Below are 17,950 nucleotides of genomic sequence, written 5' to 3'. Positions count from 1 at the left end.
CGGACCGGCCGTTCAGCCGAGCCGAATAGCCGCCTCTTTCAATTGCGAGATATCGTCCCGCAGGCGTGCTGCTTTCTCGAAATCCAGATCAGCTGCAGCCTTGTACATCTCATCTTCGAGCTGGTCGATTTCCTTGAGCAACTCGGCCGGCGATTTGCCATGGGCCGTAACGCGATACTTCTCGGCTTCTTCCGCCGCCTGCTGACCCGGCCGCTCACCGCCGCGACGACGTCCATTTACGCCCATCACGCGCGCGCCTTCCATCACGTCCCCTACTTTCTTGTTAAGCGCTGTCGGGGTAATGCCGTGAAGCTCATTATGTTCATTCTGCTTTTCCCGCCGCCGTGCGGTTTCATCGATGGCTTTCTGCATGGACCCGGTAATTCGATCGCCATATAGAATCGCTTTACCATTTACATTACGGGCTGCACGGCCAATGGTCTGGATAAGTGACCGCTCCGAACGCAGGAAGCCTTCCTTGTCAGCGTCGAGAATCGCCACCAGAGAGACCTCGGGCATATCCAGACCTTCCCGCAGCAGGTTAATGCCCACCAGTACATCAAATTCGCCCCGGCGCAGATCCTGAATAATCTCAATTCTTTCGACCGTCTCGATATCAGAATGAAGATAACGAACGCGGACCCCGTGTTCCTGCAGAAAATCGGTAAGATCTTCCGCCATGCGCTTTGTCAGCGTGGTAACGAGTACCCGCTCGTTGATGCTCACCCGCTTATGGATTTCTGACAACAGATCATCCACCTGGGTGGACGCTGGGCGCACTTCAATCTCGGGATCAAGCAACCCTGTGGGCCGCACAACCTGTTCGATCACCTGCCCGGAATGCTCTGCCTCATAAGCCGCCGGCGTTGCTGAAACGAATATCATCTGCGGCGCAATCCGCTCCCACTCGTCAAACCGCATCGGTCGGTTGTCCAGTGCCGACGGTAATCGGAAGCCATACTCCACCAAGGTTTCCTTTCGGGAACGGTCGCCCCGGTACATGGCGCCAATTTGCGAAATCGTGACGTGCGATTCGTCCACCACGAGCAATGCGTTGGGAGGCAAGTAATCAAACAGCGTCGGTGGCGCCTCCCCCGGCGCCCGCCCGGACAGATACCGGGAATAGTTTTCGATTCCGTTGCAATACCCGAGCTCCAGCATCATTTCCATGTCGTACCGGGTGCGCTCTTCCAGGCGCTGTGCTTCCACCAGCTTGCTGTTTTCGCGTAGCTGCTCGAGCCTCGGATCAAGCTCCGTCTTGATGTGATCAACCGCATCCAGCACGACTTGCCGGGGAGTAACATAATGGCTTTTCGGATAAATGGTGACGCGCGGCACGCGACGCAGCATCTCGCCGGTCAGCGGATCGAAGAAGCTGAGATTCTCGACTTCATCGTCAAATAATTCGATGCGGACTGCTTCTTTTTCGGATTCTGCGGGAAACACATCAATCACATCGCCCCGAACCCGGTAGTTGGCGCGGTGGAACTCGACATCATTGCGGGTGTATTGCAGCTCGGCCAAACGACGAAGAATAAAGCGCTGGTCAATTTTGTCGCCCCGATCCAGGTGCAACATCATCTTCATGTAGGACTGGGGATCACCCAGACCATAAATTGCCGACACAGTCGCCACAATAATGGCGTCAGGTCTTTCCAGCAGTGCCTTGGTGGCGGAGAGTCGCATCTGTTCTATGTGCTCGTTTATCGAGGCATCTTTCTCGATAAAGGTATCAGAAGATGGCACATAGGCTTCCGGCTGGTAATAGTCGTAATAGGATACAAAGTACTCAACAGCATTGTCCGGAAAGAACTCCTTGAACTCGCCATAGAGCTGGGCCGCCAGTGTCTTGTTGTGGACCATGACAATGGTAGGCCGCTGCACCTTTTCAATTACATTGGCAATGGTAAAGGTCTTGCCGGAGCCGGTAACACCCAGCAACGTCTGATGGGCCAGGCCGGATTCAATACCTTCCACCAGCCCTTCTATGGCCGCTGGCTGGTCGCCCGCAGGCTGGTACGATGATTCAACCCTGAACATATGGCGCTTGTGCCTCTCTTTCCAGAAATTTCCGGTGAACGATGGCCGGAATCGCAATGTTTAGCCGTCAGTCAACTTATCCTGACCAAACCTTCATGGTAACATTTCAACGTTCTATATTTACTTGGCATTCGATGACTTTTCGGCCATTTACCGAGCCGTCAACGATCATGCTTCTACTGACGCATCTCAAGGAGCGCTAGTTTGGACGTTCAACTCTCGAACCGTGTACAAGCGATCAAGCCTTCACCTACTCTGGCGGTTACCAATAAAGCCGCAGAACTGAAAGCCGCAGGGCAGGATATTATTGGCCTGGGGGCTGGCGAACCCGATTTCGATACGCCTGACCATATCAAGGCAGCGGCCATCGAAGCGATTAACGCAGGCCAGACCAAGTACACCGCTGTGGACGGTACGCCGGCACTCAAGAAAGCGATCATCGAGAAGTTCAAGCGCGACAATAACCTCGATTACGAGGCCAACCAGATTCTGGTCTCCAGCGGCGGAAAGCAGAGCTTCTTCAATCTGGCGCTGGCAATCCTGAACCCTGGTGACGAAGTCATCATCCCTGCCCCTTACTGGGTATCCTACCCGGATATGGTACTGGTGGCAGAAGGCTCGCCCGTGGTATTGGAAACCTCGGCAGACACTCGCTTCAAGATCACCCCGGATCAGCTCGAGCAGGCGATCACGGACCGTACCCGGCTGTTTGTTATCAACAGCCCATCCAACCCCAGCGGCATGGCCTACTCAATAGATGAGCTGAAGGCTCTTGGCGATGTGCTTAAGCGCCATCCGCAGGTGATGATAGCCACAGATGACATGTACGAACCGATTCTGTGGACCGGTGCCGCCTTCGCCAATATCGTCAACGCAACGCCCGAACTGTACGACCGCACTTTCGTGCTGAACGGCGTTTCAAAAGCGTACTCCATGACAGGTTGGCGCATTGGCTATGCCGCCGGTCCGGCCAAGGTCATTGGCGCGATGAAAAAGATCCAGTCCCAGAGCACCTCGAACCCCGCGTCTATTTCACAGGCTGCGGCAGTAGCGGCGCTGAACGGGCCACAGGATTGCATCAAGGTGATGGTTGAAGCATTCAAGGAACGTCATGACTACCTGGTAAACGCACTCAACGAGCTGCCCGGCGTTGAATGCCTGCAAGGTGATGGCACTTTCTATGTGTTCCCCAGCTTTAAAGGCGCTATCGAGTCGAAAGAAGGGATCAGCACGGATGTTGAGCTTGCAGAGCATCTGCTCAAGGAGGCTGGCGTGGCATTGGTGCCGGGCTCCGCTTTCGGCGCGCCAGGTCACATGCGACTGAGCTTCGCTACGAGTTTTGATATGCTGAAAGGCGCAATGGAACGACTGAAAAAAGCGCTGGCGTAAACCCTGATCCCGACACCCCTTAATCGTTAAACTGTTACCGATTAAGGGGTTGACGGTAAAGATTCACCGCCGTAATATACGCGCCTCATCACTGATGACGTTCCCCGATAGCTCAGTTGGTAGAGCAACGGACTGTTAATCCGTTTGTCGCTGGTTCGAGCCCAGCTCGGGGAGCCACTATTCAAAAAAGCCGCTAAACCTTTACAGGTTAGCGGCTTTTTTATGCACTACAGATTAACGTTCTGCGCAAATAACACCCCGGCAAAAGCCACATACCTCCCGGAACTTACTTACGCGTGAAGCGCAGCAAAGACTGCCGCACCCCACGTCAAAAATGCTACTCGTTGGTAAGCTGAATCTCTGCCTGAATCTCCTCCAGCACCTCGAGGGGTTTCTCAGCCCGGGTAATCGGACGCCCGATCACCAGGTAGTCGCTACCGGCCTGAATGGCCTCTGATGGCGTCATGATACGCTGCTGATCCCCTTTGGCGGCAAAAGCGGGCCGGATACCGGGCGTAACAAGCCTGAACCGACTACCATGCTCATAACGCAACACAGGCGCTTCCTGCGCCGAGCAGACCACACCATCCAGCCCTGCGTTATAGGTCAACTGGGCAAGCCTTGCGACCTGATCTGCCGGCGCCCCATCAATACCCACGCCCTGCAGATCCGATTCGGACATTGACGTCAGAACCGTCACCGCAATCAGCAAGGGGCGATCATTACCGAAAGACTCCAGCCGCTCGCGACAAGCGGCCATCATGGTCTCGCCGCCAGAAGCGTGCACATTCACCATCCAGACACCCAGATCTGCCGCCGCGGCAACCGCAGCTGAAGCCGTGTTCGGAATATCATGGAATTTCAGATCCAGGAACACATCAAAGCCCCGCTGCTGTATCTGGCGCACGAAATCCGGCCCAAAACGGGTAAACATTTCCTTGCCGACTTTCAGCCGGCACAGCGTCGGATCCAGAGAATCTGCGAGCGCCAGCGCCTGCGCCTGATCGGGAAAATCCAGTGCTACAATAATTCTTGGCCCCAACTCGATGCCATGCTCTGTCATTACGCGTTCACCACTTGATTCTGGTTCATGTTATTCAGCCTCTACTCCCAGGATAGGCTGAACTTTTTCCCACTTCTTACAGCTCGGGCACAACCAATGCATCTGCTTGCCCTCAAAGCCACAACTGATGCAACGATAGACAGGTCGGTTAGCGAGCAACATCTGCCCTATCCGACTGACCAAACGCCCTTCATCGGTTGTCATACCTTTCTCGTAACCGGCCAATTCAACCAACCGAAGCAGCCCTTTTACGCTTGGCCGTATCTCAAGCTCTTCGCGCAACAAATCAATAGCCACGGGACGACCGGAGGCACGCTCTACCGATTCCACCATTGCCAGCAACAGACTGGTGCTGGGCCAGGTTTCATAGAGCTTTTTAAACTTACGCGCGAAACGGGCCACGTCACCCTTTTCCCGAGCCTGCCTCATCAGCCTCTCAACAGCCTCCGGACCAAACGAAGGGTTCTGATCGAAGACCTTCAGCAAAGTCTGGGGAACGTCTCCCAGGTTACCTTGCCGACGCTGAATCTCAGCCTGCAGAAAGGTCGCACGTACACATGTCCGATCCTGCTCCAATGCCTCCCTGATCAGCTTCTGGGCTGACCACCGGTCATCCTTGCGCAAGGCATCTTCCGCCAACTCACATGTCAGATAAGCCAGTTGTTTCTTGAGCTCGTCTTCAGGAAAACCCACGGTAAGCGTACTGGCAACCTGTCGGGCTTTATCCCACTCCCGCTCCTGCTGATAAAGTTCGATCAACTGGTCCGACGCCTGCCGGCTATAATCCTTGGTACCCAATAGTTGGTGAAAGAGTGCTTCCGCCCGATCCAGCAGGCCCGCATTCATATAATCCATGGCCAGCTCAAACGTGACCTGTACCGAGTAGCGGGCGGGAAGTTCAGGACGGGCAAGAAGATTCTGATGGATCAGAATGGCGCGATCGGTTTCGCCCTTGAGACGGAAGTGAGCACCAACAGAGAGGTGTAGGCCAACAGTCTGGCGACTGACTGCAAGAGATTGAACGAAGCTTTCAATGGCCTCGTCAGAATAATTGGTGAACAGAAACTGAAGACGATCTCTGACCGCCTCTTCATCATCGATTCGTTGCCCTGAGGCCGCATTATCACGCCCCCAACGCCCCATAAACCAACCCGCTGCAACTGCGATAACGAGCAGCAGCCAATGAAGCACTGTGTCCATCAGAGTTTCCGGTCAGATTCCAGTCTCAGGCGTTCAAGCTGTTTTTCAGCCTGATCAAGCTTTTTCTGAACATGGCGCTTGGAGACGGAAATCCTGATCATAGCGAGCGAGGTAAGCAACATTCCAATCACACCGCCCGCCACAAATGCCAGAATGAGCCAGAACGCGATGCCGTAGGCTGCCGTTTCAAAAAACAGGAAATTGAGTGAGACAGAAACCTGATTATTTAACGAAAATACCAGAGCGGCCAGGATCAGAAAGATCACCACCAGGCCAATAATTACCTTTTGCAGCCAGGCCATAGCTTAACGGCTCCCAAGCGAGTTGCTTCCTTGTCTATACCGCTGCCATGTTAGCACAGCACTACTGTAAATAGAGCGCCCACCCGTACTCCTTTATTTGAACAGCAACGCCTCCGGAGATCCATAAAGACGCGCCGTCATTTAACAGACTCAGTAGCCGCTTTTCATGCTGTCGTTTACCTGCTCACGCAGCTCTTTTCCCGGCTTGAAATGGGGCACAAATTTCGCCGGCAACTTTACCGAATCACCTGTCTTTGGATTACGCCCTGTGCGCGCAGCCCGATGATGAAGAGAGAAACTGCCAAACCCCCGGATTTCAATCCGGTGCCCTTCAGCAAGGGATTGAGACATATGCTCAATGATGGTTTTAACTGCCAGCTCCACATCTTTCACGGAAAGCTGTGTCTGCTTGGACGCTATCAGCTCGACCAGTTCAGACTTTGTCATGCGATTATTCCTTCTGATTCTTATCGCGAAATCAGCCTTCAGGAGAAGCCTGATCAATTCCACCAAGCGCCTCTGCAAAGCGAATGGAGACAAAAGGCATCGCTCTGGCTTAAACGCTTACCAGACTGAGATACAGCATCAGGTTCAAGAACGCCACACCAGACGCGCTAATCCCAACCATCACAACCGACTATCAAAATCGAGAGAGTGACTCATAAACTGCCTGCGAGCGACAACATGCACACTAAGACCACCAAAGCCAAAATGACAGTCATGCTGACAAAACAACCACCCGAACACAGATACCTTTCGGGATAGTTTAGTCAAACTCAAAAAAAAGACAAAAAAAACGGGCTGTTACAGCCCGTTTTTTTACAATTCAGCATAATTGCCAATTAATCTTTATTGGCGTTCTGCTGCTGCATCTGCTCTTTGATCAGGTCACCGATAGTGGTAGCGCCTGAGGATTCCGCTGACTTCTCGCGAACACCCTGCAGTGCAACCTTGTCATCTTCAACGTCCTTGGACTTGACGGACAGGTTGATGACACGATTCTTACGATCAATACTGATGATCTTGGCTTCAACTTCGTCGCCTTCGTTCAGAACGTTGCGCGCATCTTCTACGCGATCACGACTGATTTCAGACGCCTTCAGTACAGCTTCAACTTCTTCGTTCAGGGAAACAGTTGCTGCTTTCGCGTCGATAGCAGTAACAGTGCCTTTAACGATGGAGCCTTTATCGTTCAGCTGGACAAACTCGGCGAAAGGATCGCTTTCGAGTTGCTTGATACCCAGTGAGATGCGCTCGCGCTCAGGATCAACAGACAGGATAACAGTTTCAACTTCGTCACCCTTCTTGTACTGGCGAACCGCTTCTTCACCGGTTTCATTCCAGCTGATATCAGACAGGTGAACCAGGCCATCAATGCCACCGTCCAGACCAATGAAGATACCGAAATCGGTAATCGACTTGATCTTGCCGGAGATACGATCGCTCTTGTTGAAGTTGCTGGAGAAATCTTCCCATGGGTTGGAAGCACACTGCTTGATACCCAGAGAAATACGACGACGCTCTTCGTCGATATCCAGAATCATGACTTCAACATCGTCACCGACCTGTACAACCTTGGATGGGTGGATGTTCTTGTTGGTCCAGTCCATTTCAGACACGTGAACCAGACCTTCAACGCCTTCTTCCAGCTCGGCGAAACAGCCGTAGTCTGTCAGATTAGTCACACGAGCGGTGACCTTGGCGCCTTCAGGGTAACGACCCTTGATGTCGACCCATGGATCTTCACCCAGCTGCTTCAGACCCAGAGATACGCGGTTACGCTCGCGATCAAACTTCAGGACCTTCACATTGATTTCGTCGCCCACATTCACGATTTCGCTCGGATGCTTGATGCGCTTCCAGGCCATATCAGTGATGTGCAGCAGGCCGTCAACACCGCCCAGATCTACGAACGCGCCGTAGTCGGTCAGGTTCTTGACGATACCCTTGATTTCAAGACCTTCGGTCAGGGTTTCCAGCAGCGCTTCGCGCTCGGCACTGTTTTCAGCTTCCAGAACAGCACGACGTGAAACCACGACGTTGTTACGCTTCTGGTCCAGCTTGATAACCTTGAACTCGAGTTCCTTGTTCTCCAGGTGCGCGGTATCACGCACAGGACGAACGTCTACCAGTGAGCCTGGCAGGAACGCACGAATACCGTTCAGGTCAACAGTAAAGCCACCCTTCACCTTGCCATTGATCACGCCCTTGACAACTTCTTCAGCCTCGAAGCTCTTCTCCAGAACTTTCCAGGCTTCAGCACGCTTGGCTTTTTCACGCGACAGACGGGTTGCACCGAAACCGTCTTCTACTGCGTCAAGCGCAACATCGACAACGTCACCGATCTGAATTTCCAGTTCACCCTTGTCATTCAGGAACTGGCTGGCAGGAATAGCGCCTTCAGATTTCAGGCCCGCGTGAACGGTTACCCAGTCGTTATCAATATCAACTACGGTTCCCTGAACAATGGAACCGGGCTGCATGTCAATTTCTTTTAGGCTTTCTTCAAAAAGATCCGCAAAGCTCTCGCTCATTATGAGTCCTATATGATCAACGCAAGTATTCTCCGTGATGCCAGCAACACGGTCTGTTTAAATTTATCTGAAAACTGCCAAAGACTGGCGAAATACACAGCGTCCAGACTTCCAACGACAAAAGGGTGCTGTCAGGCCTGACCTACTGCGGCCATAACCTTGCCCAACACCTCTTCTATGCCCAACCCTGTCGAATCAATGACTTGCGCATCATCCGCAGGCTTGAGCGGGGCACTTTCCCGGTTCATATCCCGGTGATCCCGTGCCCGTATCTCCTTTAAAAGGGCGTCAATACTAACATCCACGCCAGCATCCATCAACTGGCGATATCGCCGCTCAGCGCGGGCCTCAGCACTGGCAGTCAAAAAAATCTTGAACTCGGCATCAGGGAAAACGACGGTCCCCATATCACGTCCATCAGCGACCAACCCCGGGGCTATACAAAAATCCCGCTGACGCTGCAACAAGGCGTCTCGCACCCGTTGAATCACCGCAACCTTTGATGCATTGTCGCCACAGGTTTCGGTGCGGATTTGCGCCGTCACATCATCTCCGGCCATCAACACCCGCGCCGGCTCGCCGGGAGGTGTTGGCTCAAAGGCCACATCCAGCCTGCCTGCAACGGCAACCAACCCGGACTCGTCATCAAAAGCCACACCTGCACGCTCGGCCGCCAGAGCTGTTAACCGGTAGAGCGCACCGCTATCCAGCAGGTGATAACCGAGCCTCTTCGCCAACATCTGGGTGATTGTCCCCTTCCCGGCACCGCTGGGACCATCAATGGTGATAACGGGCGCCTTGCCGGAAGCAACCATTACGATGACTCCTCAACCGTAATACGCATACCAACCTGCTGTGCCAACTCGACAAAGTTCGGGAATGATGTGGCGACGTTCGCACAGTCAGTCACCTCGATATCACCTTCGGCGCGCAGTGATGCAACGGCAAACGACATGGCAATACGATGATCGCCATGACTGTTAACCTGACCACCTTTCATCTGCTGACCACCCACAATCACGATGCCATCTTCGGTCACCGTCGACTTGATACCAACTGCAGAAAGGCCATCCGCCATCACCTGGATCCGATCGCTCTCTTTGACCCGCAACTCCTCTGCGCCCGCCAAAACGGTTTCGCCCTCGGCGCAAACGGCTGCAATAAACAGCACAGGGAATTCGTCAATGGCGAGCGGCACCTGATCTTCGGGAATACGAATACCCTTGAGTGCTGCATGCTGCACTCGCAAGTCAGCAACAGGTTCCCCTCCCACCTCTTGCTCATTAAACACTTCAATATTCGCGCCCATTAGCTTGAGAATATTGATAATTCCGGTACGAGTTTCGTTAACCCCAACGTGCCTTAACATCAGATCGGCACCCGGCGTGATGGATGCCGCAACCAGAAAGAACGCTGCCGAAGAGATATCCGCCGGCACATCAATTGCCCCACCCGTAAGCCGGCCACCACCGCTCAGACGCGCAGTTGCACCTTTACGCTCCACACTGAAACCAAAGCCGTTCAGCATGCGCTCAGTGTGGTCACGAGTCGGCGCCGGTTCCGTCACGCTGGTTTCGCCATCAGCATAGAGCCCGGCCAGTAACAGACAGGACTTAACCTGGGCGCTCGCCATTGGCATATCATAATGCAGACCTTTCAGCGCCTGACCGCCGCGAATTTTCAATGGCGGGCGACCGCCCTCACCGGTTTCGATCACGGCTCCCATCTGCCGGAGCGGATCAGCCACCCGCCCCATCGGCCGCTTGTTCAGGCTGTCATCACCGGTCAGTTCCGAGTCAAAATCCTGCCCGGCCAGCAGCCCCGCAAACAGGCGCATCGCCGTACCAGAGTTGCCGACGTATAGAGGGCCCCGCGGCGCCTTCAGACCATGAAGTCCGACACCACGGATCCTGACATATCCCTGGTCTGGCCCCTCAATTGTCACCCCCATATCCCTGAATGCCTGCAACGTGGCCAGGCTGTCTTCGCCTTCAAGAAAACCGGTGACCTCGGTAACACCTTCAGCCAGAGCGCCCAGCATAATGGACCGATGCGACATTGACTTGTCACCTGGCACACGAATATCCCCGGCAACGGTGCCGCCGGCTTGTAGCTTGAAGGTTACCTGTTTCTGGTTCATGTTGGTTACGTAGGCCTGTCCTGAAAGCATTTTTGAAAAATGGTCCCGTGCCGCCTTGGCGCGGCCGAACACCTGCAAAAGCATGTCCCCATCACCCGATTCTATGGCACTTCTCAACGCGCCAAGATCATCGGTGAAATGGTCAATGACGCGTAGCACTGCGTCCCGGTTTGACAGAAAAATGTCGTGCCACATCACCGGATCACTGGCAGCGATGCGCGTAAAGTCACGAAATCCGCCTGCTGCATACCGAAAGATATCAAGATTGTCGTCCTCACCCGCCAACGTATCGACCAGAGAGAATGCAATAAGATGAGGCAAATGGCTGGTTGCAGCCAGGACTTCATCGTGGCGATCAACGGTCATTGTCAGAACTGTCGCACCACAACCTTGCCACAACGCTGTCAGGCGTCCCAGCAGATCCTGCCGGCTACCGTCCGCAGGTGTAAGAATGACTTTGTGGTGGGCAAAAAGGTCCGTCCGCGCGGCAGCAATACCACTCTTCTCGGAGCCCGCTATAGGATGGCCAGGAATGACCCAGTCCGGCCAGTGGCCAAACACGTCTTTGACCGCCGCCACAAAGCTTCCTTTGGTGCTGCCGACATCCGTCAGCAACACATCATCTGACAGTTGCGGCCTGATACTTGCCAATACCGACGCCATCGCCTGCACCGGCACCGCAATGACGACCAGATCAGCGCCTGCGACAGCTGACGCAAGTGAATCAGCAGCTTCATCAATAACCCCAAGGGAAACGCCCAGAGCCAACTCATCCTCGCGGCGATCAAACCCTACCACGGTTTCAGCCAAACCCTTTTCACGCACAGTTTTTGCGAGCGAGCCCCCGATCAGCCCAAGACCGATCACGGCCATTCGACGAAACAAGGGAGTGACGGCCCGATCAGCCATGAAGCGACTCCATAACAGCACCCAGAGCATCCAGGCACTGGGCATTCTGATCTTCAAGACCTACCGAGATCCGCAAATGACGCGTCATGCCATACCCGCTCACCGGGCGAACAATTACGCCTCGCTTCAATAGCCCTTCAAACACGGCGGATGCATCATCACCGACTTCGACGGCAATGAAGTTGCCACGCGACGGAATATAAGTCAGGCCCAACGTCTCAAATCCCGCCGCCAACTGCTTCAACCCCTGACGGTTGACCTCTCTTGAACGCTCCAGGTAACCCGCATCATCCAGCACGGCTGTGGCGGCTGCCAAAGCAACTGAATCAACATTAAATGGCTGACGCACACGGTTCAGTACATCGGCGATATCTGCTGATGATACCGCGTAGCCAACCCGCAATGCGGCGAGCCCCCATGCTTTGGAGAAAGTCCGGGTTACAATCAGGTTTGGATAGGCCGAAAGCAATGAGACGCCATCCGGAAACTCGTTGGCTTCAAAGTATTCGCAGTAGGCCTCGTCCAGCACAACCAGTACGTTGGCCGGCACCTTGTCAAGAAATGCGACCAGATCATCTCGGTCGAAAGCAGTCCCTGTAGGGTTGTTCGGGTTAGCAATAAATACAATACGGGTACGATCCGTAATCGCATTCGCCATTGCATCCAGGTCATGCCCCCAGTTTTTACCGGGAACAGCAATACCCTTCGCCCCTACAGCCTGAGTCGAAATGGGGTATACCGCGAACGCATATTGGGAAAACACGATCTCCGACGTGTGATCGGCAAAACCGCGGACAATCAACTCCAGCACATCATTGGAGCCATTACCCAGTGTGATTTGCTCGGCCCCCACGCGCAGGCGCTCAGACAACTTTCGCTTCAGGTTAAAACCATTGCCATCCGGATAGAGGCACATGTCGTCCAGTGCCTGGCGGGCAGCACTCATTGCCAAAGGGCTTGGCCCAAGAGGGTTTTCATTACTGGCAAGCTTGATAATCGCCGTCGGGTCGAGCCCCAGTTCACGGGCGACCTCATCAATTGGCTTACCTGGCTGATAGGGCTGCAACTGCTGGACGCCCAATACCGCCAGCGTTTTGAAATCAATCGACATGGTTTCTCCTGCCACGGTTTATCTCTGCAAAGACATCAGCGGACAACTGACGAGCGCGCTACAAAAGCTTTAAATGCTAGAGCACGCCAATCGGGTAGGAACCCAGCCGCTTCAGCTCAACAGCCTCTGCGTCAATTTCCTTCAGCACCGCCTGCACCTGAGGGTCATCAAAGTGAGCCTCAAAGTCGATATAAAAGACATAGGCCCAGGTACCACTTGGCGAAGGCCGGGTTTCAATTCGGGTCAGGCTAAGACCATGTCGATGGAAGGGCTCAAGCAGCTGATACAGGGCACCCGGTTTGTTGCGCATGGATACCAGAATTGAGGATTTGTCATGGCCACTTGGCGCTACCTGCTCCCGCCCGATAATAAGGAAACGGGTGGTGTTATCCGGACGGTCTTCAATTGTAGCGGCCAGTTTACGCAATCCATAAAGTTCAGCCGCCATATCCCCGGCGATAGCCGCTGTGCCCGGCTCTGCAGCCGCTCGTCGAGCGGCTTCGGCATTACTGCTGACAGCAACTCGTTCAACACCATGCCAGTGGGTATCCAGCCACTGGCGACATTGGGCGAAGGATTGCTGATGGGAATAAATACGGACGATGGAAGCAGGCTCTACATCTTCAGCCGCCAGCAAATGATGGTGAATCCGCAACTGGACTTCACCGCAGATTTTCATCGGCGATGACATAAACATATCCAGCGTATGGTTGATCATTCCTTCCGTAGAGTTTTCAACCGGCACCACGCCGTAGTGCGCAGCACCTGACTCGACTTCACGAAATACCGCATCAATAGCAGGCAATGGCACGCTGACCACCGAGTGGCCAAAGTGCTTGAGCGCGGCCGATTGCGTAAAGGTGCCTTCTGGCCCCAAAAACGCAATATGCATGGGCTTTTCAAGCGCCAGGCAAGCCGACATGATTTCCCGGAACAAGCGCGCCATTTCTTCACCGGACAAGGGCCCGGGGTTCTGCGACTTGATCTTGCGCAGCACCTGCGCCTCACGCTCGGGACGATAGAAGAACACATCCTCATCCGGCCTTGCCGCCATTTTGACGTGTGCTACCTCTTGTGCACATGCTGCTCTGGCACTGATGAGCTCCATGATCTGCTGATCCAGACTATCGATCTCATCACGCAATTCAGCCAGGCGGGTCTGTTCGTCAGTCATGCTCAGGCCCGCTCCTGCTCGAAGGTTTTCATATAATCGATCAGCGCATCCACGCCCTCTTCCGGCATCGCGTTATAAATAGAGGCACGCATGCCGCCAACAGAGCGGTGCCCTTTCAGGTTCAGCAAACCACGCGCATCAGCACCTTTCAGGAAGGCGCTGTTCAGGGCATCGTCTGCCAATGTGAAAGGCACGTTCATCCAGGAACGGAAACGGGGATCAATCGGGTTGGCGTAGAAAGCGCTATCGTCAATGAAGCCATAGAGCTTGCGGGCTTTGCGAAGATTCACCTCACCCATCGCCTCTACACCGCCACGCGCCTTAAGCCACTTGAAGACCAGGCCCGCCAGATACCAGGAATAGGTCGCGGGCGTGTTGTACATTGAGCCGTTATCCGCGATGACCTGATAATTCATCATTGTTGGCGTCTGCGGCTGAGCCTGCCCCAACAAGTCCTTGCGAATCATCAATACGACCAGACCAGAAGGCCCGATATTCTTCTGGGCGCCGGCATAAATCAGCCCGTATCGGGAAACATCCACCGGACGGGACAACATGTTGGATGACATATCCGCCACCAACGGTACATCGCCGGCATCCGGAATAAAGTCATACTCCAGGCCGCCAATCGTTTCGTTGGGGGTATAATGCAGGTAAGCCGCATTGGGATCGGTGCGCCAGCTGGCCTGATCGGGAATTGAGGTAAACCCCTGATCTTCACTGCTGGCCGCCACGTTCACATTGGCAAAACGGCGAGCTTCATCGATCGCCTTTTGAGACCAGATGCCCGTATTGATGTAATCCGCTGACGCTTTACCACGCATCAGGTTCAGCGGCACAGTAGCAAACTGGCTGCTGGCACCGCCCTGCATAAACAGAACGGCGTAGTCATCAGAGACACCTGCCAACTCGCGCAGGTCCTTTTCCGCCGTTTCGGCAATGGCCACAAACTCATCGCTACGATGACTCATTTCCATCACCGACATGCCGGTGCCCTGCCAGTCCAGCATTTCCTCACGGGCTTGCTGAAGCACTTCGACCGGCAAAGTCGCCGGGCCTGCACAGAAGTTAAAAGCTCTGCTCATTGCCGCCTAATCTCTCTGTATGTCCTGACTGTTTTATCCCGAGGGCTGCGATCAGCCCTCATCACCCTCTTCAGACGTATCACCGGTAGATTCAGGTCCTGAGACCTCACCGGATACATCCGGGGCGTCGACTACCAACGACTCGTCATCGCCCACAACTTCGTCTTCGGCCAGACCGGTATCGGCGATGCGCTGCACACCGACCAGACGCTCATCTTCCTGGGACAGACGAATCAGACGCACGCCCTGAGTATTCCGGCTGAGGCACGACACTTCTTCTGTGCTGGAGCGCACCAGCGTGCCCTTGTCGGAGATCAGCATCATTTCGTCGCCCTCAAACACCTGAGTGGCGGCGACAAGATTGCCGTTGCGGTCCGAGCACTGCATGGCAATAACGCCCTGGCTACCGCGACTATAAGCCGGGAACTCTTCAAGCTGGGTCCGTTTGCCGTAGCCGTTTTCACTGGCTGTCAGCACCATGCCGTCTGGCTGGGGAATCATGAGGGAGACCACGGAATGGCCTTCCTTCATGCGGATACCGCGCACACCGCGCGCCGTTCTACCCATCGCCCGCACCTGATCTTCCTGGAAGCGGACGGCCTTGCCAGCTGTCGAGAACAGCATGACTTCGGATTCGCCGGCAGTAATAGCCGCACCAATCAGGGTATCGCCTTCGTCCAGTGACAAGGCAATCAGACCATTGCTACGCGGACGCGAGAAGTTCGGCAGTGGTGTCTTTTTCACAACACCGGCCGACGTCGCCATCAGCACGAAATGATCTTCCGGATAATCACGAACCGGCAGGAACGTGGTCACACGCTCGTCCTCATCCAGCGGCAGGATATTCACCATTGGACGGCCACGCGCTGCGCGACTGGCTTGAGGAATCTCAAACACACGCAACCAGTAAACCTTACCCTTGTTGGTAAAGCACAGGATGGTGTCGTGAGAGTTTGCCACCAGCAACTTCTCGATAAAGTCTTCTTCTTTCATGGTGGTGGATGAACGTCCACGGCCACCACGACGCTGGGCCTGATACGCTTCAACCGGCTGGGTCTTGGCATAACCATTGTGCGAAATGGTGACAACCAGATCTTCTTCATCAATAAGATCAGCGATGGTCAGGTCACGACGCGAGCTGGTAATTTCGGTGCGACGCTTGTCGCCATATTCAGAAACAACGGCTTCCAGTTCTTCCCGAATGACTTCCATCAAACGCTCCGGAGAACTCAGGATCAGCATCAGCTCGGAAATCTTCTCGATAATTTCGCCGTATTCTTTCTGGAGCTTCTCGGTTTCCAGACCCGTCAGGCGGTGCAGGCGCAGATCAAGAATAGCCTGAGCCTGCTCTGGCGACAGATGATACAACCCGTCACGCAGACCATAGATTTCAGGCAGCTCATCCGGGCGGCAGGCGTCTTTACCTGCGCGCTCCAGCATGTCGGCCACCTGACCTGGCTGCCAACCTTTGGCTACCAGTTTTTCTTTCGCTTCAACCGAGCTGGGCGACTGCTTGATCAGCTCGATAATTTCATCGATGTTTGCCAGTGCTACCGACAGACCTTCGAGAATATGGCCACGTTCACGGGCCTTACGCAGTTCGTAGAGCGTTCTGCGCGTCACCACTTCGCGACGATGACGCACAAACGCTTCCAGAATTTCTTTCAGGTTCAGGATTCTTGGCTCGCCGTTAATCAGCGCCACCATATTGATCCCGAAAACATTTTCCAGCTGGGTATGCGCAAACAGGTTGTTAACGACGACTTCCGGGTTCTCACCACGGCGCAGCTCGATAACAACGCGGATACCTTCCTTGTTCGACTCGTCCCGCAGCTCGGAAATGCCTTCAAGGCGCTTTTCCTTCACCAGCTCGGCGATTTTCTCAATCAGGCGAGCCTTGTTCAGCTGGTACGGCAACTCGGTGATGATGACGGCGTCACGACCGGTTTTCTTGTCATGCTCGATTTCGTGACGAGCGCGCATATAAATGCGGCCACGACCGGTGCGGTAAGCTTCAATAATGCCCGCGCGGCCATTGATAATGCCGTCGGTCGGGAAATCCGGTCCCGGGATGTACTCCATCAATTCATCGATGGTCATATCCGGGTTTTCGATCAACGCCAGACAACCACTGACCACTTCTGTCAGGTTGTGTGGCGGGATGTTCGTTGCCATACCCACCGCGATACCGGATGAACCGTTAACCAGCAGGTTGGGCACACGGGTTGGCATGACTTCAGGAATATGCTCGGTGCCGTCATAGTTCGGCACAAAATCGACGGTTTCCTTGTCCAGATCCGCCAGCAGCGAATGGGCAATTTTCTCCATGCGGATTTCGGTGTAACGCATGGCGGCCGCATTGTCGCCGTCGATGGAACCAAAGTTACCCTGGCCGTCTACCAGCGGATAACGTAATGAGAAAGGCTGGGCCATCCGGACAATGGTGTCGTATACGGCAGAGTCACCATGAGGGTGATATTTACCGATAACGTCACCGACCACACGGGCAGATTTTTTGTAGGCCTTGTTCCAGTCGTTGTTCAGCTCGGACATGGCGAACAGAACTCGACGGTGAACGGGCTTCAAGCCGTCCCGTACATCAGGCAAAGCCCGACCAACGATGACGCTCATGGCGTAATCGAGGTAGGACTGTTTCAGCTCATCTTCAATATTTACGGGCAGGATCTCTTTGGCTAATTCACCCATCGAGAAAGGTTCCTTTGCGTTTGCTGGAAGTCGTCGTTGTTTTGAAACCGCTGTAAAGCGATTCCTGAATCATTATGAGACGCTGTTTTTATCCCTGGAAAAGCGGGCAGTGACGATGGCCAAACGGGAAACCCTGCGGCAGACACTACACCCATACTTTCCTGATCTAACGGGGATTGATAAGCCGGCTATCGTACCACACTCAGAGGCACAGGGAGACAGTGAAAAAGACTTTGGAGGGAAGAAATAAGAAGCGGGCATGATCTGCGCAGGGAGAGCTCGCAGCGCCCTCCCTGC

At 54.3% G+C, this 17,950-nt stretch carries 14 protein-coding genes and 1 tRNA gene; 3 read left to right on the top strand and 12 right to left on the bottom strand.

Annotation, left to right across the window (positions count from 1 at the left end; translation table 11 throughout):
* Positions 1–12: 12 nt before the first annotated feature.
* Positions 13–2,040, bottom strand: a complete 2,028-nt coding sequence (gene uvrB / locus ACUN9X_RS10040; RefSeq protein WP_445472959.1) for an excinuclease ABC subunit UvrB — start codon at positions 2,038–2,040, stop codon at positions 13–15.
* A gap of 204 nt (positions 2,041–2,244) precedes the next feature.
* Between uvrB and ACUN9X_RS10035 the strand changes: the two genes are divergently transcribed.
* Positions 2,245–3,429, top strand: coding sequence for a pyridoxal phosphate-dependent aminotransferase (locus ACUN9X_RS10035; RefSeq protein ID WP_260035245.1), 1,185 nt, complete (start codon positions 2,245–2,247; stop codon positions 3,427–3,429).
* A gap of 101 nt (positions 3,430–3,530) precedes the next feature.
* A tRNA-Asn gene (locus ACUN9X_RS10030) sits at positions 3,531–3,606 on the top strand.
* Between the two features lie 160 nt (positions 3,607–3,766).
* Here ACUN9X_RS10030 and pyrF read toward each other — a convergent pair.
* The 11 genes from pyrF to gyrA all read right to left on the bottom strand — a co-directional run bounded on the left by pyrF (position 3,767) and on the right by gyrA (position 17,653).
* Positions 3,767–4,492 carry an orotidine-5'-phosphate decarboxylase gene (gene pyrF / locus ACUN9X_RS10025; protein ID WP_260035244.1) on the bottom strand — a complete coding sequence of 242 codons (726 nt, stop codon included), beginning with the start codon at positions 4,490–4,492 and terminating at the stop codon, positions 3,767–3,769.
* A 30-nt stretch (positions 4,493–4,522) separates the two neighbouring features.
* Entirely contained in the window at positions 4,523–5,692 is a 1,170-nt protein-coding gene (gene lapB / locus ACUN9X_RS10020; protein WP_260035242.1) for a lipopolysaccharide assembly protein LapB, read from the bottom strand.
* Positions 5,692–5,994, bottom strand: a complete 303-nt coding sequence (locus tag ACUN9X_RS10015; protein WP_260035241.1) for a LapA family protein — start codon at positions 5,992–5,994, stop codon at positions 5,692–5,694. Before ACUN9X_RS10015 ends, lapB begins: the two co-directional genes overlap by 1 nt.
* Positions 5,995–6,144: 150 nt before the next feature.
* On the bottom strand, positions 6,145–6,465 hold the full coding sequence (locus tag ACUN9X_RS10010; protein ID WP_260035751.1) for an integration host factor subunit beta: 321 nt from the start codon (positions 6,463–6,465) through the stop codon (positions 6,145–6,147).
* Between the two features lie 371 nt (positions 6,466–6,836).
* Positions 6,837–8,528, bottom strand: a complete 1,692-nt coding sequence (rpsA, locus tag ACUN9X_RS10005; RefSeq protein WP_260035239.1) for a 30S ribosomal protein S1 — start codon at positions 8,526–8,528, stop codon at positions 6,837–6,839.
* Between the two features lie 131 nt (positions 8,529–8,659).
* Positions 8,660–9,343, bottom strand: coding sequence for a (d)CMP kinase (gene cmk / locus ACUN9X_RS10000; RefSeq protein WP_445472958.1), 684 nt, complete (start codon positions 9,341–9,343; stop codon positions 8,660–8,662).
* A complete protein-coding gene (locus tag ACUN9X_RS09995; protein WP_445472957.1) occupies positions 9,343–11,577 on the bottom strand; it encodes a bifunctional prephenate dehydrogenase/3-phosphoshikimate 1-carboxyvinyltransferase in 2,235 nt (744 codons plus the stop codon). The genes cmk and ACUN9X_RS09995 overlap by 1 nt, the downstream gene beginning before the upstream one ends.
* Positions 11,570–12,688: a histidinol-phosphate transaminase gene (gene hisC / locus ACUN9X_RS09990; RefSeq protein WP_445472956.1), complete on the bottom strand. Its 1,119-nt coding sequence runs from the start codon at positions 12,686–12,688 to the stop codon at positions 11,570–11,572. The genes ACUN9X_RS09995 and hisC overlap by 8 nt, the downstream gene beginning before the upstream one ends.
* A gap of 76 nt (positions 12,689–12,764) precedes the next feature.
* Positions 12,765–13,862: a prephenate dehydratase gene (gene pheA / locus ACUN9X_RS09985; protein ID WP_260035234.1), complete on the bottom strand. Its 1,098-nt coding sequence runs from the start codon at positions 13,860–13,862 to the stop codon at positions 12,765–12,767.
* A 2-nt stretch (positions 13,863–13,864) separates the two neighbouring features.
* Positions 13,865–14,947 (bottom strand): 3-phosphoserine/phosphohydroxythreonine transaminase, encoded by a 1,083-nt coding sequence (gene serC, locus ACUN9X_RS09980; protein ID WP_260035233.1) that lies wholly within the window; start codon positions 14,945–14,947, stop codon positions 13,865–13,867.
* 51 nt (positions 14,948–14,998) lie between these two features.
* The gene (gene gyrA / locus ACUN9X_RS09975; RefSeq protein ID WP_260035231.1) at positions 14,999–17,653 is read right to left on the bottom strand and encodes a DNA gyrase subunit A; all 2,655 of its coding nucleotides are present in this window, start codon (positions 17,651–17,653) and stop codon (positions 14,999–15,001) included.
* Here gyrA and ACUN9X_RS09970 point away from each other — a divergent pair.
* A complete protein-coding gene (locus ACUN9X_RS09970) occupies positions 17,637–17,903 on the top strand; it encodes a hypothetical protein (RefSeq protein ID WP_445472955.1) in 267 nt (88 codons plus the stop codon). The genes gyrA and ACUN9X_RS09970 overlap by 17 nt on opposite strands.
* The last annotated feature ends 47 nt before the right edge of the window (positions 17,904–17,950 follow it).

The sequence above is a fragment of the Marinobacter sp. V032 genome (genome assembly GCF_052645435.1).
This window is presented reverse-complemented; position numbering and strand designations above follow the sequence as displayed.

Bases quoted from the DNA above. Each gene is read 5' to 3' on its own strand.
- gyrA (WP_260035231.1), bottom strand. From the start codon at position 17,653: ATGGGTGAATTAGCCAAAGAGATCCTGCCCGTAAATATTGAAGATGAG.
- ACUN9X_RS10015 (WP_260035241.1), bottom strand. From the start codon at position 5,994: ATGGCCTGGCTGCAAAAGGTAATTATTGGCCTGGTGGTGATCTTTCTG.
- pheA (WP_260035234.1), bottom strand. From the start codon at position 13,862: ATGACTGACGAACAGACCCGCCTGGCTGAATTGCGTGATGAGATCGAT.
- pyrF (WP_260035244.1), bottom strand. From the start codon at position 4,492: ATGACAGAGCATGGCATCGAGTTGGGGCCAAGAATTATTGTAGCACTG.
- cmk (WP_445472958.1), bottom strand. From the start codon at position 9,343: ATGGTTGCTTCCGGCAAGGCGCCCGTTATCACCATTGATGGTCCCAGC.
- rpsA (WP_260035239.1), bottom strand. From the start codon at position 8,528: ATGAGCGAGAGCTTTGCGGATCTTTTTGAAGAAAGCCTAAAAGAAATT.
- uvrB (WP_445472959.1), bottom strand. From the start codon at position 2,040: ATGTTCAGGGTTGAATCATCGTACCAGCCTGCGGGCGACCAGCCAGCG.
- serC (WP_260035233.1), bottom strand. From the start codon at position 14,947: ATGAGCAGAGCTTTTAACTTCTGTGCAGGCCCGGCGACTTTGCCGGTC.
- ACUN9X_RS09995 (WP_445472957.1), bottom strand. From the start codon at position 11,577: ATGGCTGATCGGGCCGTCACTCCCTTGTTTCGTCGAATGGCCGTGATC.
- hisC (WP_445472956.1), bottom strand. From the start codon at position 12,688: ATGTCGATTGATTTCAAAACGCTGGCGGTATTGGGCGTCCAGCAGTTG.
- lapB (WP_260035242.1), bottom strand. From the start codon at position 5,692: ATGGACACAGTGCTTCATTGGCTGCTGCTCGTTATCGCAGTTGCAGCG.